Source organism: Pseudomonas putida group bacterium ESBL64 (assembly GCF_045277175.1).
Taxonomy (GTDB): Bacteria; Pseudomonadota; Gammaproteobacteria; order Pseudomonadales; family Pseudomonadaceae; genus Aquipseudomonas; species Aquipseudomonas alloputida.
In genome coordinates this window covers 5,674,634-5,697,830 of sequence record NZ_CP145799.1, presented here as the reverse complement: position 1 = coordinate 5,697,830, position 23,197 = coordinate 5,674,634, and the positions used below count along the sequence as shown (strand labels likewise).

Below are 23,197 nucleotides of genomic sequence, written 5' to 3'. Positions count from 1 at the left end.
CGCCCGTGGAGCGGGTAGCGGCGTTTTTTTCGTTCCGTTGTACTACCGAGTGAGGTGTTCGATGAGTACCAGCTTCTGGAAATCCGGGCATGTGCCCACGCTGTTCGCCGCATTTCTGTATTTCGACCTCAGCTTCATGGTCTGGTATCTGCTGGGCCCGCTGGCGGTGCAGATTGCTGCCGACCTGCAACTGAGCGCACAACAGCGGGGCCTGATGGTGGCCACGCCGATCCTGGCCGGGGCAATCCTGCGCTTTGCCATGGGCATTCTGGTCGACCGCCTGTCGCCCAAGACGGCTGGCCTGATCGGCCAGGTCGTGGTCATCGTCGCCCTCGCCGCAGCCTGGTACCTTGGCGTACACAGCTATGAACAGGCCCTGCTGCTCGGCGTGTTCCTGGGCTTTGCCGGTGCGTCCTTCGCCGTCTCGCTGCCGCTGGCCTCACAGTGGTACCCGCCACAGCACCAGGGCAAGGCCATGGGCATCGCCGGCGCCGGCAACTCCGGCACGGTGTTCGCGGCCCTGCTGGCACCGGCACTGGCAGCGGGCTTTGGCTGGAACAATGTGTTCGGCTTTGCGCTGATCCCGCTGTCACTGGCGCTGGTGGTGTTCGCCCTGTTGGCGCGCAATGCCCCGCAACGGCCCAAGCCAAAAGCCATGGCCGACTACCTCAAGGCACTGGGCGACCGTGACAGCTGGTGGTTCATGTTTTTCTACAGCGTTACCTTCGGCGGTTTCATCGGCCTGGCCAGTGCCCTGCCCGGCTACTTCAGTGACCAATACGGCCTGAGCCCGGTCACCGCCGGCTACTACACCGCCGCTTGCGTGTTCGCCGGCAGCCTGATGCGCCCGCTTGGCGGCGCCCTGGCTGACCGTTTTGGCGGCATCCGCACCCTGCTGGGCATGTACGGCGTGGCCGCCATCTGCATTGCCGCCGTCGGCTTCAACCTGCCCTCTGCCGCGGCCGCACTGGCGCTGTTCGTCAGCGCCATGCTCGGCCTGGGTGCCGGCAATGGCGCCGTGTTCCAACTGGTGCCCCAACGCTTCCGCCAAGAAATCGGGGTCATGACCGGTCTGATCGGCATGGCCGGTGGCATCGGCGGCTTCCTGCTGGCGGCCGGGCTTGGCACCATCAAGCAGCACACTGGCGACTACCAACTGGGGCTGTGGCTGTTCGCCAGCCTGGGCCTGCTGGCCTGGTTCGGCCTGCACGGGGTGAAACAGCGCTGGCGCACCACCTGGGGCTCGACTGCAGTCACTGCAGCGCGGGTCTGAGGCACGCCGATGAGCCTGCAACTGAGCTTTGCCCAGGCCAGCGCCACCGGGCCGCGCGCGGAAAACCAGGACGCCCTGCGCCTGGTGACGCCGGCACCAGAACTGGCCGCCAGCAAAGGCTACCTGTTCGCGCTGGCCGACGGCGTCAGCCAATGTGCCGACGGCGGCCTGGCGGCACGCGCCAGCCTGCAGGCACTGGCCCTGGATTACTACGCCACGCCGGCCACCTGGAGCGTGGCCCAGGCCCTCGACCGTCTGCTGCTGGCGCAAAACCGCTGGTTGCGCGCCCAGGGCAGCGGCCAGCCGTTGTTGACCACGCTTAGCGCGTTGGTGTTGCGCGGCCGACGCTTTACCCTGGCCCATGTAGGCGACTGCCGGGTGTACCGCTGGCACGGGGGGACGCTGCAATGCCTGAGCGAAGACCATGTCTGGGACCAACCGGGCATGCAGCATGTACTGAAACGGGCACTGGGCCTGGACCAGCACCTGCTGGTGGATTACCTGGAAGGCGAGCTGCAACCGGGTGAATGCTTCCTGCTGCTCAGCGACGGGGTCTGGGCCAGCCTGGGCGAACAGCACATCCAGGCCGTGCTGCGCGAGCAAACTGACCTGCAACTGGCCGCCGACACCCTGGTGGCCAGTGCGCACCTCAACGGCAGCAAGGACAACGCCAGCGCCTTGCTGGTGCAAGTCGATCAACTGGGCACGGCCAACCTGGGCGATACCCTGGCGCAACTGCAACAATGGCCAGTGCCCGGCCCGCTGCGCGAAGGCCAGGTGATCGACGGCTGGCAGGTCGAAACACTGCATGCGCACAGCCGCCAGTCCTTGCTGTACAAAGTGCGCGATAGCCAGAACCAGCCTTGGCTGCTCAAGACCCTGCCCCCGGCACGCGAACAGGAACCGGGGGCGGCACAAGGGCTGTTGCTGGAAGAGTGGTTTCTGCGCCGCATCGCCGGCCGGCACTTCCCCGAGCTACACACCGCCAGTCAGCGTCAGCACCTGTACTACGTGATGCGCGAATATCCGGGCCAAAACCTGGCGGCGTTGCTGGCCGAACAAGGCCCGCTGCCCTTGCCGCAATGGCTGGAAGTCGCCCGGCAACTGCTGCAGGCAGTCGGTGTGCTGCATCGGCGCAACTTGCTGCACCGCGATATCAAGCCAGACAACCTGCACCTGGGCCGTGATGGCCAGCTGCGCCTGCTGGACTTCGGCCTGGCTTATTGCCCGGGCCTGTCCGAAGACCCGCTGCACGAGCTGCCCGGCACACCCTCGTACATCGCCCCGGAAGCATTCGAAGGCCACCCGCCCAGCCCGCGTCAGGACTTGTATGCAGTGGGCGTGACCCTGTACCACCTGCTGACCGGACACTACCCGTACGGCGAGGTAGAGGCCTTTCAGCGCCCGCGCTTCGGCCAGCCGGTCAACGCCGCGCGCTACCGACCCGACCTGCCGGAATGGCTGCAGCACAACCTGCTGCAGGCCGTGGCGAGCGACCCGGCGCAGCGCTTCGAAACCGCCGAACACTGGTTGCTGCTGCTCGAGCGCGGCGACCGCCAGGAACTGCCCAGCCGACCCCGGCCGCTGCTGGAACGCGAGCCGCTGAAGGTGTGGCGCACCCTGGCCCTGTTGTCGTTGCTGATCAATCTGATACTGCTGTTCACCCTGCTCAAGGGCTGAACGCGCCTTGCCGATGAGGAAACCCTGATGAATGCAAAAGTATGGCTGGTCGGTGCCGGCCCTGGTGACCCTGAACTGCTCACCCTCAAGGCAGTGCGTGCGTTGCAGCAAGCCGCCGTGGTCATGGTCGACGACCTCGTCAACCCGGCAGTGCTCGAGCATTGCCCGCAGGCCCGGGTAATGACCGTGGGCAAGCGCGGCGGCTGCCGCTCTACACCGCAAGCGTTCATTCAGCGCCTGATGCTGCGCCACGCGCGACAGGGCCGTTGCGTGGTGCGGCTCAAGGGCGGCGACCCTTGCATCTTCGGCCGTGGCGGTGAAGAGGCGCTGTGGTTGCAAGGGCATGGCATCGAAGTGGAGGTGATCAATGGCATCACCGCCGGCCTGGCCGGGGCCACCCAATGCGGGATTCCCCTGACTTCACGGGGCGTGAGCCGAGGGGTGACGCTGGTGACGGCGCACACCCAGGACGATAGCGAGCTGAACTGGGCGGCCTTGGCTCAGGGCGGGACAACGCTGGTGGTCTACATGGGGGTGGCGCGGCTGGAACAAGTGCGCCAAGGATTGCTGGCGGGGGGCATGGCGCCGGAAATGCCGGTGGCGATGATCGAAAATGCCTCGTTGCCGCAGCAGCGGGAGTGCAGAAGCGATGTGCAGGGAATGGTGGAAGCTGCGCGGGCGTTTGGTTTGCGTAGCCCGGCAATCCTGGTGATTGGGGAGGTGGTCGGGGAGCAGCAGGCTGTGGGGCGGATCGCAATCGCAGGCTGACCGCAGGAGCGGCCTTCAGGGCCGGTTAAAACCCAGGCAAAGAAAAACCCGGCCGAGGCCGGGTTTTTCATGAAGCTTCAAACCAATTACTTGGCCTGGGCTTCTACCTGAGCTTCAACGCGACGGTTGACAGCACGGCCTTCTTCGGTGGCGTTGTCAGCAACCGGACGGGTTTCGCCGTAGCCAACCGAGTCAACACGGCTGGATTCTACGCCGTACTGCTGGGTCAGCACTTGCTTGACAGCGTTGGCACGACGCTCGGACAGCTTCTGGTTGTAAGCATCTGGACCCACGGAGTCAGTGTGACCTTCAACCACGGTGGTGGTTTGTGGGTACTGCTTCATGAAGTCAGCCAGGTTTTTGATGTCGCCGTAGCTGTTAGGCTTGACGACCGACTTGTCGAAGTCGAACTTGACGTCCAGCTCAACGCGAACGACTTCGGCAACAGCCGGGCAGCCGTCGGCGTCAACGGTAACGTTGGCCGGGGTGTCTGGGCACTTGTCGACGTTGTCGCACACGCCGTCGTTGTCGGAGTCGGAGCAGACTTCAGCAACTGGAGCAGGAGCAGCTTCAGCTTGCTTCGGGCTACCGCCGAAGTTCAGGCCAACACCAACGCTCGGGGCCCACTCGGTGTCGCCCTGGTCGATGTTGTACTGAGCTTCTACGCCGGCACGGGCATAGAACATGTCGGTGATGTACCACTTGGCGCCAGCGCCAACGTTGGCGAAGGTGGAGTGGTCACGACCGCCACGGCCGGTCTGGCCCAGCGACTGGTGCGAGAAACCAGCGGAAACGTACGGACGGATGGCGTCGTACGGGTTGTTGAAGTGGTAAACGGCGTCCAGGGCGGTGTTCGAGCCCTTGATGTTCTTGCCGTCTTCGCCACGAGCGTTGTGCACTTCGTCGTAGCCCAGACGCAGCTCAACGTCGTCGGTCAGGAAGTAACCGATCGAGCCGCCGAACAGGTTGCCGTCGTTCTTGAAGTCGCGCTGGCTGTCGAAGAATTCTTTCTTGTAGAAGATTTCAGTCTCGACGGCGCCTTGACCTTGTGCCATAGCGCCAATCGAAGTGGCGGCTACAAGCGAACCAATGGCCAAGCCCAAGGTGTTTTTCAATTTCATCCGTTAAATCCCCATCTGGTGATAGTTAAGCAGTCCCACCACAAACAAGAGGGACAACTCGACGGCGAGTCTAGCAGAACTCGCCGGTTCGTTAGAGATATTTGCACGCCACTAAGTTTCATCAAGGCCGGCAAATTTCTCCCGAAGCTTGTCTAGCGCGCGCTTGTAACGCATTTTCGTCGCGCTCAGGCCCATGTGCATGATGTCGGCAATTTCCTGAAACTCCAGCTCTGCGACAAAACGCAGCACCAGAATTTCCCGGTCAATCGGGTTCACATGCACCAGCCACTTGTCCAGCCCGCCTTTTTCTTCCGGCTTTGGAGCCTTGTCCTCGGACGCCTCTTCAACAGGGTCCAGACTCAAGGCATCCATCAACCGACGTTTGCGGCGCTCCTTGCGGTACTGGGTAATGCACTCGTTGTAGGTGATGCTGTAGAGCCAGGTCTTGAACTTCGACTTACCCTCGAAGTTTTTCAGCCCGTACAGCACTTTCAGCATCACTTCCTGACAGACATCGTCCGCGTCACGGTCGTTCCCCAGATAACGCGCACAGACGTTGAACAGGGTCCGTTGGTAGCGCCGCATGAGCTCTTCATAGGCGCGGGTAACGTGGTACAGCTCCTCATGCGAACGCGCCACCAACTCTTCGTCTGTGAGCTCGCGGGGGTCATAGCGCATGGGCGGCGAATGAACTTTATTCAAAACGGATCTGGCCGACAGTCAGGTCAATGTCGCCGCGCGACCCCGTGGGTCGAATTTCGCGGCGGCATACATTAACAGCTTTTGTGCGGTTAGCGGCTATTGACGCGCTGTTCAAGCAGCTCGCGGTTAGACAGCGACACCAGTTCGCCATCATCGGTCAGCAGCGTCGTCTTCACCGTACCGATCTCCTCGATATGCCCTTCGACCTCTCCAATCCGCACCTGCTGGCCCACTTGGTACAGCTCGCGCACGTAGATGCCGGCCAGGATCTGCCCGGCAATTTCGCGACTGCCAAGGCCCATGGCCAAGGCAACGGCCAGACCAACGGTAATCAGCCCGATAACGATGACGTGGTTCAGCAGGTCGGTTTTCACTTCCAGCTGGCTGATGGCCACCGAGATGCTGATGATGATCACAAGGCCTTGGGTGATACGCCCCAGGCCTGCCGAGTATTCCAGGCCGATACCTTCGGCAGCGCCACGCACCAGACCATTGGCCACCTGCGCCAGCAGCACGCCGGCCAGCAGCACCAGGGCCGCGCCGAACACTTTGGGCAAGTACAGGGCGAGCATGTCGAGGGTTGCCGAAACCCGCTCAAGGCCCAGCGATTCGGCGGCCGAGACCAGGAAGATGAGCAGCACGAACCAGTAGACGATCTTGCCGATCAGGGTCGAGATTGGCACCTGGATGCCGCCCCGACCGAGCATTTTGGTGAGGCCCGTACCGGCCATCAGGCGGTCCAGGCCAAATTTGGCCAACAGTTTGGACAGCAGCGTGTCGAGCAGCTTGGCCACCACGAAACCGAGCAGCACCACGACCAGCGCGCCGAACAGGTTGGGGATGAAGTTCGCTACCTTGGTCCAAAGGGCAGTCATCGCGGTGACCAGGCTCTGGGTCCAGAGATCGAGTTCCATATTCAATCGGCCTTATCTGCTTTGCTGCCGGGGGCAGCGTTGCGGGAAGAGTGTCGACGCACCGGCGCAACATGCGCCGAGCCATTGTTCACGGCAATCAGCAGCGCCTGGCTCCAACGGCCAAGCAGGCTGAACAGATCACCCGCGCCAACCTGGCGGTTGGCGGTTTTCAGCACGCGACCCAGGCAAGCGGCGTCGTCCCGGTCGTCCCGGTCATTGCCGGAGGGTGACGCCTTGAGCAGGTCGCGCAGGGATTCTTCAAACGGATCGTGCATGGGCACCTCGCGCAGTGTCAGCAAGAGACGAGACGGCCGGGCGACGGGTCACACATCCTGTTGGCACGAAGGTTTCAAATTGCACCGCTATACCCATCGCAACCGCCGGAACAGCCACCACTGCCCCACGGCCAACCCCAGCACGACGATGCAGGCGAACAGGAAGCCCAAAGGGTTTTCCGCCCCGGGGATGCCGCCGACATTGATGCCCAGCAGCCCGGTGACAAAGCTCATGGGCAGGAAGATGCAGGTGATGATGCCAAAGCGGTACATGGTGCGGTTCATCCGCTCGCTGCGCCGCCGGTCCTCGCTTTCCAGCACCAGCGCAGCGCGTTCGCGGGCCAGTTCCAGCTCTTCGAGGTAGCGGATCAGGCTGTTGTTGAGTTCATTCCAGTAATCGGCGTCGGCATTGGCGAACCAGCTCCATTTGCTGCGCGACAACTGCGCGTAGATTTCCCGTTGCGGGGCGAGAAAGCGGCGCAGGCCAGCGGCACGGCGGCGGATCTGCTGCAGGCTGCCCTGCTCCGGGGCATACCGCTCGTCGGATTCGACCTTTTCTTCCTCCAGGTCGACGAGCTCGGCCAGGTCGCTGACCAGGCCCTGGACCTTTTCGGTCAGCAACTCGCCCATCAACAGCAACAGTTCCGAGGCCGATTTCGGTCCCCTGCCCTGTTCCAGCAGCTGGAGAATTTCATCGCTGGCGCGCAACGGCCGCAGGCGCAGCGAGATGACCCGCTGCGCCTCGGCGAAGATGCGTACCGAAACCATGTCTTCGGGCTCGGCACCCGGGTTGAGGTTGACCCCCCGCAGGAACAGCAACAGCTGTTCGTCCGCCATGGGCAGCAGGCGCGGCCGGGTGTTTTCTTCCAGCAGCAGCTCGCAGGCGAACTCGCTAAGGCCGCTGTCGTGCAGCAGCCAGGAACGGGTTTGCGGGTGGCTGCGGTCCCAGTGCAGCCACAGGCTCTGCTCCGGTTGCAACTGCAGGTCGTCCAGCTCGGTACGGGCAATAGAACGCGCGCCGCCTTTGCCATCGAGCACCAGGGCATGCACCAGCCCCCACTGCGCGTTGTCTTCCTCGAACATCAAAGCTCCATCAGCGCGTGCTGCGCATTACTCCGGCATTTTCAGCGGGCTCGGCGAGACCAGCACGCCATTGTTGTCGGCATACACATATTCGCCCGGGCGGAAGGTGACCCCGGCGAAGGTCACCACCACGTTGAGATCGCCAATACCCCGTTTGTCAGTCTTCATTGGGTGGCTGGCCAGGGCCTGCACGCCAACGTCGGTCTGGATCAGCACGTCGACATCACGCACACAGCCGTAGATCACCAAGCCTTCCCAACCGTTTTTTGCGGCTTTTTCGGCGAGCATGTCGCCCAGCAGCGCACGGCGCAGCGACCCCCCGCCATCGACCACCAGCACTTTGCCCTTGCCGTCGAGTTCGACCTGCTCCTTGACCAGCGAATTGTCCTCGAAACACTTGATGGTAACGATCTGGCCACCGAACGAATCGCGGCCACCGAAATTGCTGAACATCGGTTCCAGCACTTGTACCAGGTCCGGGTAGGCGTCACACAGGTCGGGCGTTACGTAATGCTGCATGGGAAGCTCCTGTCAGTCACAACGAAAGCGGGTATCGGCCAAGGCTACACCTTGGAGGCTGTCGCAGTCATCCGGGACCGGGCAGTCATTTGTATTCATCCTGTCTCGGCCCTTCCACGCGTGACCCGTTCCTGCACAGGAACGCGCCGTTATCCAGGTGTAGGAGCGGGTTTACCCGCGAATACGGTGGCGGCGTCAAACGGTGAACGGCCGGTGGAGATTGGCCAGCAGGCCCGGCCCTTTCGCGGGTAAACCCGCTCCTACGACGGCCTGTGTCCAACCCCCGATGTGTGTCCACCACCAATCCGGTGTAGGAGCGGGTTTACCCGCGAATACGGTGGCGGCGTCAAAGGTGAACGGCCGGTGGAAATTGGCCAGAAGGCCCGGCCTTTTCGCGGGTAAACCCGCCCCTACGACGGCCTGTGTCCAACCCCCGATGTGGGTCCACCACCGATCCGGTGTAGGAGCGGGTTTACCCGCGAATACGGTGGCGGCGGCAACGGTGAACGGCCGGTGGAGATTGGCCAGCAGGCCCGGCCCTTTCGCGGGTGAACCCGCGAAGAGGCCATGACAGGTACAGCAAACTCAACTGGCAGGCACAGCTTCCGCAACGACAGTGGACGCATGCACCGGCAGCAGCGGGTTGCGCAGCCAGCGCTCCACCAGCGGCCACACCTGCACCTGCGCGGCCTTGCTCACCAGCATGTCGACATGCCCAAAGGCCTCGAAACCCTCTTCACGACCCAGCCGCAGGAACTGCTTGCGCTCGCCGCCCAACTGCTCGAACAGCTTGCGACAGGCCCACACCGGGTCCTGGAAGTCCCCTGCACCGGCCACCGCCAGCAGCGGTACATCCACTTCAGCCAGCCCTGCCCACCAATCGTTCTGCTTGTCGCCAAAGCGCCCGAACAGGCCGTGCCAGCGCATGCTCTCCAAGGCGAGGCCTATCGGCTCGTCTTCAGGCCCACGCTTGAAACGTGGCCCGGATATCTGCCCCCAACGCTTGAGCACCAGCTTCGCGCCCCAAGCCAGCGGCGGCACTTTCAATGGCCAATAGACACGGCTGACCTGGGTACCGAACAACGCCACACTGGCGACTTGCCCAGGCTCCAGGAAGCCGCCACCCAGTGCTGCCGCCAATGTCGTCCCCCCCAGCGAATGGCCCACCCAGTGCGGCGCCTGGCCCGATTGCTCGCGCACGAAGGCGTTGATCAGCGGCAGGTCATCACGGGCGTAGGCAGCAACACTGTTGTGCTTCCAGGCAAGGTTGCGCGGCGACAAGCCATGGCCTCGCATTTCCGGGATCCAGACATCGAAACCGGCGCGCGCAAGGTAGGCGCCCAGGCCAACCCCTTTGGGTGAATACCAGAAACGCCGATTGGAAAAACTGCCGTGCAGGAGAATGACCGGCACGCCTTGGGTCTGAACCTGGTCGGCCAGCCCCAGACGGGTGATGGCGAGCTCGACGCTGGGGTCCGGGCCGTTACCGGCCTTGATCCGATACACGTCTTCGCTGAGATCGCCGCGGCGCTCGGCACTGAGCAGGGCCACGGGGAATAGAGTGCTGCTGCTTTGCATAAGGTTGCTTGGTGCACAAAAAAGGGCGGGGTCCATTGCTGGAGCTCGCCCTGGAAAAAACCAGGCAGGAGGACGCCAGACGTCCCCCCGCGTTTTACTGCATCAGGCCGCGCCTTGGCCTTCGGCCAGGAAGAACCAGGTTTCGAGTACTGAGTCCGGGTTCAGCGACACGCTTTCGATGCCCTGCTCCATCAGCCACTTGGCCAGGTCCGGGTGGTCCGATGGGCCTTGGCCGCAGATGCCGATGTACTTGCCAGCCTTGTTGCACGCGGCAATGGCGTTGGCCAGCAGCTTCTTCACCGCAGGGTTACGCTCGTCGAACAGGTGAGCAATGATACCCGAGTCACGGTCCAGGCCCAGGGTCAACTGGGTCAGGTCGTTGGAGCCGATCGAGAAGCCGTCGAAGTATTCCAGGAACTCTTCGGCGAGGATGGCGTTGGACGGCAGTTCGCACATCATGATCACGCGCAGGCCGTTGTCGCCGCGGGCCAGGCCGTTTTCGGCGAGCAGGTCGACGACCTGGCTGGCTTCGCCCAAGGTGCGCACGAACGGCACCATGATCTCGACGTTGGTCAGGCCCATCTCGTTGCGCACGCGCTTCAGCGCACGGCATTCCAGCTCGAAGCAGTCACGGAACGATTCGCTGATGTAGCGCGACGCACCGCGGAAGCCCAGCATCGGGTTTTCTTCTTCCGGCTCGTACAGCTTGCCGCCGATCAGGTTGGCGTACTCGTTGGACTTGAAGTCCGACAGGCGCACGATGACCTTTTTCGGGTAGAAGGCCGCCGCCAGGGTGCTGATACCCTCGACCAGCTTCTCGACATAGAAGCCGACCGGGTCGTTGTAGCCGGCAATGCGCTTGTCGACGCTGTCTTTCAGGTCGGCAGGCAGGCCCGCGTAGTTCAGCAGTGCCTTGGGGTGCACGCCGATCATGCGGTTGATGATGAACTCCAGGCGTGCCAGACCGACACCGGCGTTGGGCAGCTGGGCGAAGTCGAAGGCGCGGTCCGGGTTGCCGACGTTCATCATGATCTTGAACGGCAGTTCCGGCATGGCATCGACCGAGTTCTGCTTGATGTCGAAGCCCAGCTCACCTTCGAAGATGAAGCCGGTGTCGCCTTCGGCACAGGAAACGGTCACGCCCTGGCCGTCTTTCAGCACCTGGGTAGCGTTGCCGCAACCGACAACCGCCGGGATGCCCAGCTCACGGGCGATGATCGCCGCGTGGCAGGTACGGCCACCGCGGTTGGTGACGATGGCACTGGCGCGCTTCATCACCGGTTCCCAGTCAGGGTCAGTCATGTCGGAGACCAGTACGTCGCCCGGCTGGACCTTGTCCATTTCCGAGACGTCGTTGATGACGCGAACCTTGCCGGCGCCGATACGCTGGCCAATGGCACGGCCTTCGACCAGCACGGTGCCTTTCTCTTTGAGCAGGTAGCGTTCCATGACGTTGGCGCTGGAACGGCTCTTCACCGTCTCAGGGCGGGCCTGGACGATGTACAGCTTGCCGTCGTCACCGTCCTTGGCCCACTCGATGTCCATCGGGCGCTGGTAGTGCTGCTCGATGATCATGGCCTGCTTGGCCAGCTCGCTGACCTCGGCATCGGTCAGGCAGAAGCGTGCGCGCTCGGCGCGGTCGACTTCGACGGTCTTGACCGAACGACCGGCCTTAGCCTCGTCGCCGTAGATCATCTTGATCGCCTTGCTGCCCAGGTTACGGCGCAGGATGGCCGGGCGGCCGGCCTGCAGGGTGTTCTTGTGCACGTAGAATTCGTCAGGGTTGACCGCACCCTGCACCACGGTTTCGCCCAGGCCGTAGGCGCCGGTGATGAACACCACGTCGCGGAAGCCCGACTCGGTGTCGAGGGTGAACATCACCCCGGCAGTGCCGGTTTCCGAGCGGACCATGCGCTGCACGCCGGCAGACAGGGCCACCAGCTTGTGGTCGAAGCCCTGGTGCACGCGGTAGGCGATGGCACGGTCGTTGAACAGCGAGGCGAACACTTCCTTGGCCGCGCGGATCACGTTGTCGACGCCACGGATGTTGAGGAAGGTTTCCTGCTGGCCGGCGAAGGAGGCGTCCGGCAAGTCTTCGGCAGTGGCGGAAGAACGCACGGCAACGGCCATGTTGTCGTTGCCGGCGGCCATTTCGGCGAAGGCCGTACGGATTTCCGAATCCAGACGCGCAGGGAATTCGGCTTCCATGACCCACTGGCGAATCTGCGCGCCGGTCTTGGTCAGGGCATTGATGTCGTCAACGTCCAGCGCGTCGAGCGCGGCGTGAATGCGGTCGTTCAGCCCACTCTGCTCGAGAAAGTCACGGTACGCCTGAGCCGTAGTGGCAAAGCCGCCCGGCACCGACACGCCGGCACCGGCGAGGTTACTGATCATCTCGCCCAGGGATGCGTTCTTGCCCCCCACATGCTCCACATCATGGACGCCGAGCTTATCGAGGGAAACTACGTACTCTACCAAGGTGATCTCTCCACTAACTGTGTTGGAAAAGCTCAAAAGGCGCCCGCCTGTCTTCTATGACTTGGCCGGGCGTTTGTGGCCTGTACCTGGAAAATAGGCGCTGCAAATGTGGCAGAATGTCGACAGCCGCATTCGGCAAACCGAACTTATCATATCCAAGAATCGTCATCAGCTTAAGGCCCAGATCGCAAATGAAACGAACCGCGTTCTTCATCTCCGACGGCACCGGTATCACTGCCGAAACCCTGGGCCAGAGTTTGCTCGCGCAATTTGAGAGCATTCCCTTCAACAAATTCACCCGCCCTTACATCGATTCGCCGGACAAAGCGCGGGCCATGGTCCAGCAAATCAACGCTGCGGCCGAGCGGGATGGGGTCCGCCCGATCATCTTCGACACCATTGTCAACCAGGACATCCGCGAGATCCTGGCGACGTCGAATGGCTTCATGATCGACATCTTTTCTTCGTTTTTATCCCCACTTGAGCAGGAATTGATCGCCCATTCGTCGTATTCCGTGGGCAAATCCCACTCGATTGGTGGCAATTCCAACTACATGGAACGCATCGAGGCGGTGAATTTCGCCCTGGATAACGACGATGGTGCACGCACCCACTACTACGACAAAGCCGACCTGATTCTGGTTGGCGTGTCGCGTTGCGGCAAAACCCCAACCTGCCTGTACATGGCCATGCAGTTCGGTATCCGTGCCGCCAATTACCCGCTGACCGAGGACGACATGGAGCGCCTGCAGCTGCCGGCGGTGCTGAAAAAGCACCACAGCAAGCTGTTCGGCCTGACCATCGACCCCGACCGCCTCACCGCCATCCGCCACGAACGCAAGCCCAACAGCCGTTATTCCAGCTTTGCCCAGTGCGAATTCGAAGTGCGTGAAGTGGAAAGCCTGTTCCGCAGGGAGAACATTCCCAATATCAATTCCACGCATTTTTCGGTGGAAGAGATTTCCGCCAAGATCCTGGTCGAAAAAGGCGTGGAGAGACGGTTCAAGTAACAGCCCCGCTCCTACACGGAGGAGAAAACGCATCAGGGGTTGGACCCAGCTCGGTGGTTTGGCACAGGTCGCTGTAGGAGCGGGTTCACCCGCGAAAGGGCCAGCCCAGGCATACAAAAAAAGCCCCGGCATCACTGCCGGGGCTTTGTTTTACCTCACCAGAAGGCTCAGGACGGCACCACCGCTGCCTGCCCGCTCATGGCCAGGTCGACCAGCTCGCGGTTGGCCACCGCGTACATCGCATAGTCAGTGCCCGTGGCATTGCGCAGGTCGTCGAGCATGGCGCGCCAACGCTCCACCATTCCCCGATGCTGCTCTGACCACAGCGCCACGCGGGCATCCATGTCTTGCGGTGCATCGGCCATCTGCAGGACCGAAATGGTGATCGCCCGCTGCTGCAAGTCGATATCGTCGCGGAATGCCTCGCGCGCCAGCGCCTGCCAGTTGTTTTCCACCGGCAGGTTGCTGATTTCCTGCAGGTACCAGGTCAGGTCCAGCGCGCTGCCCACGGCGAAGAATGCCTTGGCCACCTGCGCAGGCTCATGGCCGGTAACGTCGGCCGCTTCAATGATCGGCAGCAGGGTGTACAGGTGGCTGGTACCCGCCACCATACGCGCCAGCAACTCCGGCACACCGGCGTCGACAAAGCCTTGGTAGCGCACCATCCAGCGTTCGCGGGTGGGGCCTTCTAGCAGCTCATCCAGCTTCAGACCCAACTGCGCAATCTTCGGCCCGAAGTGCGCGGTATCGCGCCCGGCGTCCTGTTCGTTGCGGCGGCTACGCAGGAACCAACGGGTGGCACGACGACCCAGTCGCATCAGCTCGTCCATCAGAGTGAGCTGGATTTCTGCCGGCACCTGATAGTCCAGCGCCTCGATCTGGCGGAACCAGTGCGGCAGGTGGAAGATGTCGCGCACGATCACGTAAGCACCGGCCACGTTGGCCGGGCTCATGCCGGTCGACTCCTTCAGGCGCTGGACGAAGGTGATACCCATGTTGTTGACCAGGTCGTTGGCGATCTGGGTGCTGACAATTTCGCGCTTCAGGCGGTGGCGGCGCATGGCCTCGGCGAACTTGCTGACCAGGGACGGCGGGAAAGCGGTTTCCATGTCACGGGTCAGGTAGTCGTCGTCCGGCACCAGCGACTTGAGCAGTTGCTCCTTGAGGTCGATCTTGCTGTACGAGATCAGCACCGACAGCTCGGCGCGGGTCAGGCCGTGGCCGGCAGCCAGGCGTTCGGCCAACTGCTCTTCGGACGGCAGGAATTCGATGGCACGGTCCAGCTTGCCCCGCGCCTCAAGGTCGGCCATCAGGCGCTTGTACTCGGCAATCCGCTCGCGGGCGCGGCGGGCAGCCAGCGACAATGCCTGGGTCTGCTTGTAGTTGTTGCCCAGTACCAGCCCGGCGACTTCGTCGGTCATGCTGCCCAGCAGCTGGTTGCGCTGCTTCTCGGTCATGTCGCCACCCTGCACCACTTCGTTGAGCAGGATCTTGATGTTGACCTCGTGGTCGGAGCAGTCCACGCCGCCGGCGTTGTCGATGAAGTCGGTGTTGGTGGCGCCGCCGTTCAGGCCGAACTCGACGCGGCCAAGCTGGGTCATGCCCAGGTTGCCGCCCTCGCCCACCACCTTGCAGCGCAGTTCGTTACCGTTGACCCGCAGCGCATCGTTGGCCTTGTCGCCGACATCGGCGTGGCTCTCCGTACTGGCCTTGACATAGGTCCCGATGCCACCGTTCCACAGCAGGTCTACCGGGGCCTTGAGCAGCGCATTGAGCAACTCGGTCGGGGTCAGGCGGTCGGCTTCGATGGCGAAGCGCTCTTTCATCTGCGGGCTGATGGCGATGCTCTTGGCACTGCGCGGGAAGATCCCGCCGCCTTCGGACATGATGCTGGTGTCGTAGTCGCTCCAGGCCGAGCGCGGCAGGTCGAACAGGCGCTTACGTTCAGCGAAGCTGGAAGCGGGCTCCGGGTTGGGATCGATGAAGATATGCAGGTGGTTGAACGCGGCCACCAGTTGCAGCTTGTCGGACATCAGCAGGCCATTGCCGAACACGTCGCCGGCCATATCGCCCACACCAATGACGGTGATCGGGTCTTCCTGCACGTTGATGCCGCGCTCGCGGAAGTGGCGCTGCACGCCCACCCAGGCACCGCGCGCGGTAATGCCCATCTTCTTGTGGTCATAACCGGCCGAGCCGCCGGAAGCAAAAGCATCGCCCAGCCAGAAGCCGTAGTCGATGGCAATGCCGTTGGCGATGTCGGAGAAGGTCGCGGTGCCTTTGTCGGCCGCTACCACCAGGTACGGGTCGTCATCGTCATGGCGCACCACGTTGGCCGGCGGCACCACGCCACCGTCCTTGAGGTTGTCGGTGATGTCGAGCAGGCCGGAAATGAAGATGCGGTAGCACGCCACGCCTTCGGCGGCAATCTCGTCACGGCTGCCGCCCAGCGGCAGGCGACGCGGCAGGAAACCACCCTTGGCGCCGACCGGCACGATGACCGAGTTCTTCACCTGCTGGGCTTTCACCAGCCCCAGCACTTCGGTACGGAAGTCCTCTTCGCGGTCGGACCAGCGCAGGCCACCACGGGCAACGTTGCCAAAGCGCAGGTGCACGCCCTCGACGCGTGGCGAATAGACGAATATCTCGAACTTTGGCACCGGTTTGGGCAGTTCGGGGATCAGCTTGGGGTTGAACTTGAAGCTGAAGTACGACTTGTTCTGGCCGTTTGCGTCGGGCTGGTAGAAGTTGGTACGCAGGGTGGCCTTGATCAAGTCCAGGTAGCGCCGCAGGATGCGGTCTTCGTTGAGCACCTGCACGTCGTCCAGGGCGCTCAGGATGGCCTGTTCCAGGCGCTGCTGCTTGTCGTCAAGGTCGTCCTGGGTAAGCTTGCGCGCCAGGTAGAAGCGGGTCTTGAACAACCGGGTCAGCTCACGGGCGATGTCGGTGTGGTTGTTCAGGGTGCTGGCGATGTAGCCCAGATCGAAGCCCAGACGGATCTGTTTCAGGTAACGGGCGTAGGCACGCAGCAAGGCCACGTCGCGCCACGGCAAGCCGGCGGTGAGCACCAGGCGGTTGAAAGCGTCGTTCTCGGCATCACCACGGACGATGTGGATGAAGGCGTCCTGCAGGGTGTCGTTGAGCTGCTGGATGTCCAGGCTCAGGCCTTCGCTGTAGGTGAAGGCAAAGTCGTGGATCCAGTATTCGCGGCCATTGGCATGGCGCAGGCGGTACGGGAACTCGCCGAGCACGCGCAGGCCGAGGTTTTCCAGAATCGGCAGCACGTCGGACAGCGCCAGCGGGGTGTCGGCGTGGTACAGCTTGCAGTGCAGGATGCGCTCGCCCACCTGGGTCAACGGCTGGTAGAAGCTCATTGCCAGCGGCTTGCTTTCCGACAGGTTCAGCACATGCTGCAGGTCGACCACCGCCGAGTGCGCGGCGAAGCGCTCGCGGTATCCGGCCGGGAAGCCTTTGGGGAAATCGGCGAGGATGTTGGTGCCTTGGGCTTCGCCGAAGTTCTCCACCACCAGTGCCGAGTAGTCGTCATGCCACGAGCGGCAGGCCTGGATGACTTCGCGTTCCAGCTGCTGCGGGTCGATGTCGATACGGTTCTTGGGGTCGACCCGCAGAATCAGTTGCACACGGGCCAGTACCGATTCGGAGAAGAAGGTCCAGAACTCGCAGTCGCTGGCCTTCAGGCGCTCCATCAGCACCTGCTGGATCTTCTGCCGCACTTCGGTGGAGTAGATTTCCCGCGGGACGTAGGCCAGGCAGTAGCAGAAGCGGCCATACGGGTCTTTACGCAGGAACACGCGGATCTTGTTGCGCTCCTGGATCTGCACGATTGCCATGACCGTGCTGAACAGCTCGTCGATCGGCGTCTGGAACAGGTCGTCGCGCGGCAGCACTTCCAGCACCTGGGCAAGTTCCTTGCCCAGGTGGGCCTTGGGATCGAAGCCCGAACGGCGCTCGACTTCGGCCACCTTCACGCGGATGTACGGAATGGCATGCACGCTTTCGCCATACACCGACGAGGTGTACAGCCCCATGAAGCGGTGCTCCTTGATGACCTTGCCGTCGGCGTCCAGCTGGCGGATCGACACATAGTCCGGGTAGGCCGGGCGATGCACGCGGCTGGGCAGCGCAGCCTTGGCGAACGACAGCAGCAGCGGCTCGTTGAGGTAGGCCACAGCGTAGTCTTCGATGCGCAGCTCTTCTGCGGTCAGGCCCACGCGCAGACGGCGCGGCAAGCCGAGGAACGACTGCTCGTCGTAGACCATCTGGCCGCCATCGGCGTCGCCCTTGACGGTGAATTCTTCATAGCCCAGGAAGGTGAAGTGGTTATCCAGCAGCCACTCGAGGAAGGCCTTGACTTCGCCCTTCTCGTTTTGGGCAGGACCAAAGCCGGTCTGTTCCACCTGCGCCACCACTTCACGCAGCTTGGCCTTCATCGGCTCGAAGTCGGCCACCACCACCCGTACCTCGGCCAGCACCTGCTCGATCTCGCGGGTCAGCACTGTCAGCTCGGCGGCATTGGCGCAGCGGTCGATCTCCAGGTACATCAGTGACTCGTAGCGCACGCCCTCGCCCTGGGTGCCCTTGGGCAGCAGTTCCAACAGCTCGCCCTTGGCGCCACGGCGCACGCTGAGCACGGTGGTTTGCAGGGTGTGGATGCTGTAGCCACGGCGGTTGAGCTCGGTACGCACCGAGTCGACCAGGAACGGCAAGTCATGGTGCAACACTTCGACCACGGTATGGGTCGACTGCCAGCCATTGCGTTCGTAATCAGGGTTGTACACCCGCACTTGCGGGTATTCGGGGTCGAAACGCTCGATGATGCGCCAGGCTGACAGGGTGCAGCCGGCCAGGTCGGAAAGCCTGCGCTGGGTGAGTTCGTCCAGAGAGATGATGCCGAAGAACTGCTCGGCGAACAGCGCCACTTGTGGCAGGGACTGCTCGCTGATGTGCTGCGCCAGGGCCGCTTGCAGTTGATGCTGGAAGTCGGCTTTGCTGGCTGCGGTGAAGAACGCCATCTGTGGTACTCCGCTTGGGCTTTGTAATAATTGAAGCGTCGCTGCGTGCGCCGTGTACGGATCAACGATAGCCAACCCGTGGCATGACGGACGGTAAAAACCAGACGTTGAACGTGCGCAGGCACGCCCAGGGCTCGCCGAAGCTTAACGACTGATCGGTCATCTACGCTTGCAGCGCTGCGACAATTTCGGTCAAGGGGCGGTAACTTTACGTTTATGCCTGTACGCAAGACTGTCAGAATTCCCTTCCGTTTCCTTTGACCCGAGCCTGCTCATGCAAATCAACACCGCCCTGCTGTTCGCCACCCCTTGCGATGACGAGGAAGACAACATGGCGACCCTGTGCTGCCACAGCGACAAGGGTCAGATGTTCCTGCTTACCCGTTACCCGGACGAGGACACCGTCGACCTGACGCTGGATGACGAGCCGTCGACGCTGGATGGCCTTAAAGTGACCCTGAGCGCCAAGCGCCTGCTGATCGAAGTGGCGGCCGGCGACCGGGACGCGCTGAAGGGGGATGAAGCACTGGAAATCAACCTGACCAGCGAGCTGAGTGACATGGATGAAGTGAAGGAAACCCTGGAGAACATCCTGGCCGGTACTGGAACCTTGGTCTGCGAGCTTTGAACCCTGCCCCTGCCTAGTGGGAGCGCGGTCCCTGTGGGAGCAACTGTCTTGCTCAATTTCTAAAAGCTGGCGCGATCCCTGTGGAAGCGGCCTTGCGTCGCGATAGGGCCGCGCAGCGGCCCCAGGATCTCGACATCATGCATAGATTGCTGGGGCCGCTTTGCGGCCCTATCGCGACGCAAGGCCGCCCCCACAATGATCAGGCCAGCGCCTGCTGCATCTCTTCGGCCTGCACCCGCAACGCCTCGCAAAACGGCTCCACCGCTGCCGATGCCGGCCGATGGTCCGGGCGTATGAGCATCACCTGATAGGGCACCGATACCCGTAACCTGCGGATCGGCAACCCGCCTTGCGCCGCCTCCAGCCCGCTCAGTGGGTTGATGATCGCCACCCCCAGGCCTTGCCTGACCATGGCGCACACCGAAGCGGCACTGGTGGTCTCGATGACCGTGCGGCGGTTAACCCCGGCCGCACGAAAGTGCTGATCCAGACGCTGGCGGTAGGTATCCAGGCTGGCCAGGTTGATGAAATCGACCTCATGGAAATCACTCAGCTCCAGTTCAGCCTTCACCTGCAGCGGGTGATGCTCGGGCAACACGCACACCATGTTGGCACTGAACAGCAATTCACCATACGCGCCGCGCGGTATCTGTTCGACTTCAGTCAGGCCAAGGTCATGCTGCTGGGCAACCAGTGACTCCTCCAGCAAAGGCGACTCCTGCGCCAGAATGCTCACACTCACGCCGCTGTGCTGCTGGTGAAAGCGCTGGCAGGCCTTGGGCAACAAGGTTTGCGAGAACAGCGGCAGGCAGGTGATGGCCAGCCGGCCCTGCTCGAAGTTGCGGATGGCCTGGGCAAAGCGATCGATCCGCTCCAGCCCGACGTAGGCGCGCTCGACCTCTTCGATCAACAGCAGCGCCTGGGCCGTCGCCACCAGGCGCCCGCCCTCGCGCTCGAACAGGTTCAGGCCAGTCACCTGCTCCAGCCGCGCCAGTTCGCGGCTGACGGTCGGCTGCGAGGTGAACAGCAGGCGCGCCGCACCGGTGACACTACCAGCGGCCATGATGGCGCGGAACACTTCGATGTGGCGGACGGACAGTTTCACGGCAGCACCCGGTGAGTCGACAATGGGTATATCAGATATGAATGACTGGCAGAAAAATAGCTATTTTTCTGAATCCCCGCTTTGATTCATCCTCGTGGCCTTCCTTATCCGAGTAGCGCCACCATGACCGCACCCTTCACCCTTCTGGCCGAGGCGGTTCGCCAGCACGGCTCGCCGCTTTGGGCGTACGACGCCAGCACCATCGCCGAGCGTGTCGAGCAGTTGAACGTATTCGACACCGTGCGCTTCGCCCAGAAAGCCAACCCCAACCTGCATGTGTTGCGCCTGATGCGCGCCCATGGCCTGGTGCTGGACGCCGTGTCGCTGGGTGAGATGGAGCGGGCCTTCGCCGCCGGCGCGAGCGTTGACGGTGACCCTGCCGGCGTGGTGCTGACCTGCGACGCGCTGGACCGCCCCACCCTGGAGCGCGTGGTGGCGTCAAAGATCGAAGTCAATGCCGGCTCCATTGACATGCTGCGCCAACTGGGTGAACGCTCGCCCGGCCACCGCGTGTGGATCCGCATCAACCCGGGCTTCGGCCATGGTCACAGCCGCAAGACCAATACCGGCGGCGAAAACAGCAAGCATGGCATCTGGCACGAAGAGCTGGACGAGGCGCTGGCGTGCATCAAGGCCCATGGCCTGCACCTGGTGGGCGTGCACATGCACATTGGTTCCGGGGTGGACTACCAGCACCTGGAACAGGTGGCCCGCTCGATGATCGAGCTGATCGGCCGCCTGGGCGTGGACATCGAGGCGTTCTCCATCGGCGGCGGGCTTTCCACGCCTTACCGCAGCACCGACAAACCGGTCGACCTGCAGCGTTATGCGCAGACCTGGGCGGTGGCGCGCAAGGAGATCGAAGCGATGCTCGGCCACCCGGTGCGCATGGAGATCGAACCCGGGCGCTTCCTGGTGGCGGAGTCGGGCTACCTGGTGGCCGAAGTCCGTGCCGTGAAACAGGTGGGGCGCAATACCTTCGTCATGATCGACGCTGGCTTCAACGACCTGATGCGCCCGGCGATGTACGGCGCCTACCACGGCATGACCCTGCTCGATGCCGATGGCCAGGCAGTAGATCGCCCGCGCCAGCCGACCGTGGTGGCCGGGCCGTTGTGTGAATCGGGTGACGTGTTCACTCAGGATGACCAGGCGCTGACCCCGCAGGACCTGCCTCAGGCACAGGTGGGCGACCTGCTGGTGATCCACGATGCCGGGGCCTATGGCGCGTCGATGTCGTCGAACTACAACAGCCGGCCGCTGCTGCCGGAGTTCCTGATCGAGAACGGTGCCCTGCGGATGATCCGCCGGCGCCAGACGGTGCAGGACCTGCTGAGCCTGGAGGCCGGGTTCTAACCACTGCCCTGCAAGCCTGCACGACTCTTTGTGGGAGCGGCCTTGCGTCGCGATAGGGCTGCACAGCAGCCCCACAAATGTAGCCGTGATGCCGAAACCCGGGCCGCTTTGCGGCCCAATCGCGACGCAAGGCCGCTCCCACAGGGTGTGTGCTCGCGGTCCTTGCAATAAGCCCCGCCTCTCGCGAAAATGCGATCAATTCCCATTAATATTGCGGTCTTGACGCCATGGCAACGCTCGATCTCCAGGCCCTGCACGAGCTGTACAGCGAAAACAACAGCTGGCTGAAGGGCTGGCTGCGCGCCCGCCTGGGCAACGCCGCCGACGCTTCCGACCTGGCGCACGACACGTTCTTGCGGGTAATGACCGCGCGTAACCCGTTGCCGATCCGTGAGCCGCGCAGCTACCTCAGCGCTATCGCCCGCGCCCTTCTGATAGACAAAGCTCGCCGTCGCATCATCGAAAAAGCTTACCTGCAGGCGCTGGCCCTGCGTCCGGAACCGGTAGAGGTGTCGCCGGAGGTGCGCTTGTCCATCATAGAGATGCTGGTGGCCGTGGACAGCCTGCTCGACGAACTCGGCGCCAAGACCCGCGCCATCTTCCTTGCCGTTCAACTCGAAGGCCTGACCTACGGCGCTGCGGCCGAGCGCTTCGGCGTGTCGATCACCACCGTGAAGAATCACCTGATCAAGGCCATGACTCGCTGCCTGCTGGCAGTCGAAGGCTGACGCCCATGGATCTCAAGACACTCGAAGCCGCTGCCACCTGGTATGTTCAGCTCAACGACGGCGCCAATAGCGAGGCCCGCACCCAGGCCTGGCGACAGTGGCTGCAGGCCAGCCCCCTGCACGCAGCCGCCTGGGCGCGGGTAGAAAAGCTGCAGCAGCAATGGGCCATGGTGCCGCCGCAGGCGGCGCTGTCCGGCCTTGGCGCGGCCCAGGCGCAGCGGCGTGACGTGCTGAAAGTGCTGGGCCTGCTGATGGCCATGGGGGGCGGCAGCTGGCTGGCGGCCGAGCAGGTGCCCTATCGTGCCTTGCTGGCCCAGCACAGTACCCGCAGCGGCGAACGCCGCGCCCTGCACCTGGAGGATGGTTCACAGCTGGAACTGAACGTGGATACCGCGCTGGATGTGCGCTACGCCACAAAGGTGAGGGCGATTCAGCTGTATCAGGGGGAAATTCTGGTGCGTCCGGTCAGCGATCGTCAGCAGCGCCCGTTTATCGTGCACACTGATGACGGCAGCGTACTGGCCCGCAGTACCGCGTTCAGCGTCCGCAAACTGGCGCAGCAGACCCGCGTGGGTGTGCTTGAGGCCAGCGTCGAAGTTCGCCCCCTGCGCCACCCTGATCGAGTGCTGCAACTGCACGCTGGCCAGCAAGTGAGTTTTGATCAGGATGTCGTCCTCGACGCCCATGCCCTCCCCGCCGATTCCACGGCCTGGTTGCAAGGCATGCTCAGCGTGAACGACTGGCGCCTTGGCGATTTCCTCGAAGAACTGGGGCGCTATCGTCCAGGTGTGCTGCGCTGTGCCTCGTCGATCCAGGCCATGAGCATTTCCGGTGCGTTCCGCATTGACGACACCGATATCGCCCTGGCCAACCTGCCGAAAACCTTGCCCGTGAAAGTGCGCTACTTAAGCCGCTACTGGGTGAGTGTGGAGCCCGCCTGAGCAAC

Annotated in this window: 18 protein-coding genes; 8 read left to right on the top strand and 10 right to left on the bottom strand. The window is 63.0% G+C overall.

The features are described from left to right. The first annotated feature begins 61 nt into the window (after positions 1–61). From V6093_RS25790 to cobA, 3 genes are read left to right on the top strand one after another with little or no spacing between them, the layout of a single operon-like run. Positions 62–1,273: a NarK/NasA family nitrate transporter gene (locus tag V6093_RS25790; protein ID WP_019752136.1), complete on the top strand. Its 1,212-nt coding sequence runs from the start codon at positions 62–64 to the stop codon at positions 1,271–1,273. Between the two features lie 9 nt (positions 1,274–1,282). Further along, positions 1,283–2,953 carry a bifunctional protein-serine/threonine kinase/phosphatase gene (locus tag V6093_RS25785; protein ID WP_003248671.1) on the top strand — a complete coding sequence of 557 codons (1,671 nt, stop codon included), beginning with the start codon at positions 1,283–1,285 and terminating at the stop codon, positions 2,951–2,953. Positions 2,954–2,980: 27 nt separating this feature from the next. Continuing rightward, positions 2,981–3,721 (top strand): uroporphyrinogen-III C-methyltransferase, encoded by a 741-nt coding sequence (gene cobA / locus V6093_RS25780; protein WP_108078209.1) that lies wholly within the window; start codon positions 2,981–2,983, stop codon positions 3,719–3,721. 86 nt (positions 3,722–3,807) lie between these two features. On the opposite strand, the gene V6093_RS25775 is transcribed toward cobA, so the two are convergent. From V6093_RS25775 to ppsA, 8 genes are all read right to left on the bottom strand, one after another. Continuing rightward, entirely contained in the window at positions 3,808–4,842 is a 1,035-nt protein-coding gene (locus V6093_RS25775; RefSeq protein WP_010953090.1) for an OmpA family protein, read from the bottom strand. A 111-nt stretch (positions 4,843–4,953) separates the two neighbouring features. Next, positions 4,954–5,520, bottom strand: coding sequence for an RNA polymerase sigma factor SigX (sigX, locus tag V6093_RS25770; RefSeq protein WP_003248665.1), 567 nt, complete (start codon positions 5,518–5,520; stop codon positions 4,954–4,956). 113 nt (positions 5,521–5,633) lie between these two features. Then, a complete protein-coding gene (locus V6093_RS25765; protein WP_003248659.1) occupies positions 5,634–6,458 on the bottom strand; it encodes a mechanosensitive ion channel family protein in 825 nt (274 codons plus the stop codon). A 2-nt stretch (positions 6,459–6,460) separates the two neighbouring features. Then, on the bottom strand, positions 6,461–6,733 hold the full coding sequence (locus V6093_RS25760) for a hypothetical protein (RefSeq protein ID WP_003248657.1): 273 nt from the start codon (positions 6,731–6,733) through the stop codon (positions 6,461–6,463). Between the two features lie 87 nt (positions 6,734–6,820). Continuing rightward, positions 6,821–7,816 carry a zinc transporter ZntB gene (locus V6093_RS25755; RefSeq protein ID WP_003248655.1) on the bottom strand — a complete coding sequence of 332 codons (996 nt, stop codon included), beginning with the start codon at positions 7,814–7,816 and terminating at the stop codon, positions 6,821–6,823. Positions 7,817–7,843: 27 nt separating this feature from the next. Continuing rightward, positions 7,844–8,335: a ribonuclease E activity regulator RraA gene (gene rraA, locus V6093_RS25750; protein WP_003248652.1), complete on the bottom strand. Its 492-nt coding sequence runs from the start codon at positions 8,333–8,335 to the stop codon at positions 7,844–7,846. Between the two features lie 585 nt (positions 8,336–8,920). Next, positions 8,921–9,913, bottom strand: a complete 993-nt coding sequence (locus tag V6093_RS25745) for an alpha/beta fold hydrolase (protein WP_223817373.1) — start codon at positions 9,911–9,913, stop codon at positions 8,921–8,923. 102 nt (positions 9,914–10,015) lie between these two features. Beyond that, the gene (gene ppsA / locus V6093_RS25740; protein WP_064614086.1) at positions 10,016–12,391 is read right to left on the bottom strand and encodes a phosphoenolpyruvate synthase; all 2,376 of its coding nucleotides are present in this window, start codon (positions 12,389–12,391) and stop codon (positions 10,016–10,018) included. Between the two features lie 191 nt (positions 12,392–12,582). Between ppsA and V6093_RS25735 the strand changes: the two genes are divergently transcribed. After that, the gene (locus V6093_RS25735) at positions 12,583–13,401 is read left to right on the top strand and encodes a pyruvate, water dikinase regulatory protein (RefSeq protein ID WP_003248634.1); all 819 of its coding nucleotides are present in this window, start codon (positions 12,583–12,585) and stop codon (positions 13,399–13,401) included. Between the two features lie 167 nt (positions 13,402–13,568). Here the strand turns inward: V6093_RS25735 and V6093_RS25730 are convergent, their stop codons facing one another. After that, positions 13,569–18,434 carry an NAD-glutamate dehydrogenase gene (locus V6093_RS25730; RefSeq protein WP_004576879.1) on the bottom strand — a complete coding sequence of 1,622 codons (4,866 nt, stop codon included), beginning with the start codon at positions 18,432–18,434 and terminating at the stop codon, positions 13,569–13,571. A 274-nt stretch (positions 18,435–18,708) separates the two neighbouring features. Between V6093_RS25730 and V6093_RS25725 the strand changes: the two genes are divergently transcribed. Beyond that, on the top strand, positions 18,709–19,062 hold the full coding sequence (locus V6093_RS25725) for a hypothetical protein (RefSeq protein ID WP_003248629.1): 354 nt from the start codon (positions 18,709–18,711) through the stop codon (positions 19,060–19,062). 199 nt (positions 19,063–19,261) lie between these two features. On the opposite strand, the gene V6093_RS25720 is transcribed toward V6093_RS25725, so the two are convergent. Further along, positions 19,262–20,167, bottom strand: a complete 906-nt coding sequence (locus V6093_RS25720) for a LysR family transcriptional regulator (RefSeq protein ID WP_003248628.1) — start codon at positions 20,165–20,167, stop codon at positions 19,262–19,264. 123 nt (positions 20,168–20,290) lie between these two features. On the opposite strand from V6093_RS25720, the gene lysA reads away from it, so the two are divergent. From lysA to V6093_RS25705, 3 genes are all read left to right on the top strand, one after another. Then, on the top strand, positions 20,291–21,523 hold the full coding sequence (gene lysA, locus V6093_RS25715) for a diaminopimelate decarboxylase (RefSeq protein WP_019752142.1): 1,233 nt from the start codon (positions 20,291–20,293) through the stop codon (positions 21,521–21,523). A gap of 227 nt (positions 21,524–21,750) precedes the next feature. After that, the gene (locus V6093_RS25710) at positions 21,751–22,251 is read left to right on the top strand and encodes a sigma-70 family RNA polymerase sigma factor (RefSeq protein WP_108079054.1); all 501 of its coding nucleotides are present in this window, start codon (positions 21,751–21,753) and stop codon (positions 22,249–22,251) included. Between the two features lie 5 nt (positions 22,252–22,256). Beyond that, positions 22,257–23,192 carry a FecR domain-containing protein gene (locus V6093_RS25705; protein WP_019752143.1) on the top strand — a complete coding sequence of 312 codons (936 nt, stop codon included), beginning with the start codon at positions 22,257–22,259 and terminating at the stop codon, positions 23,190–23,192. Positions 23,193–23,197 lie beyond the last annotated feature (5 nt).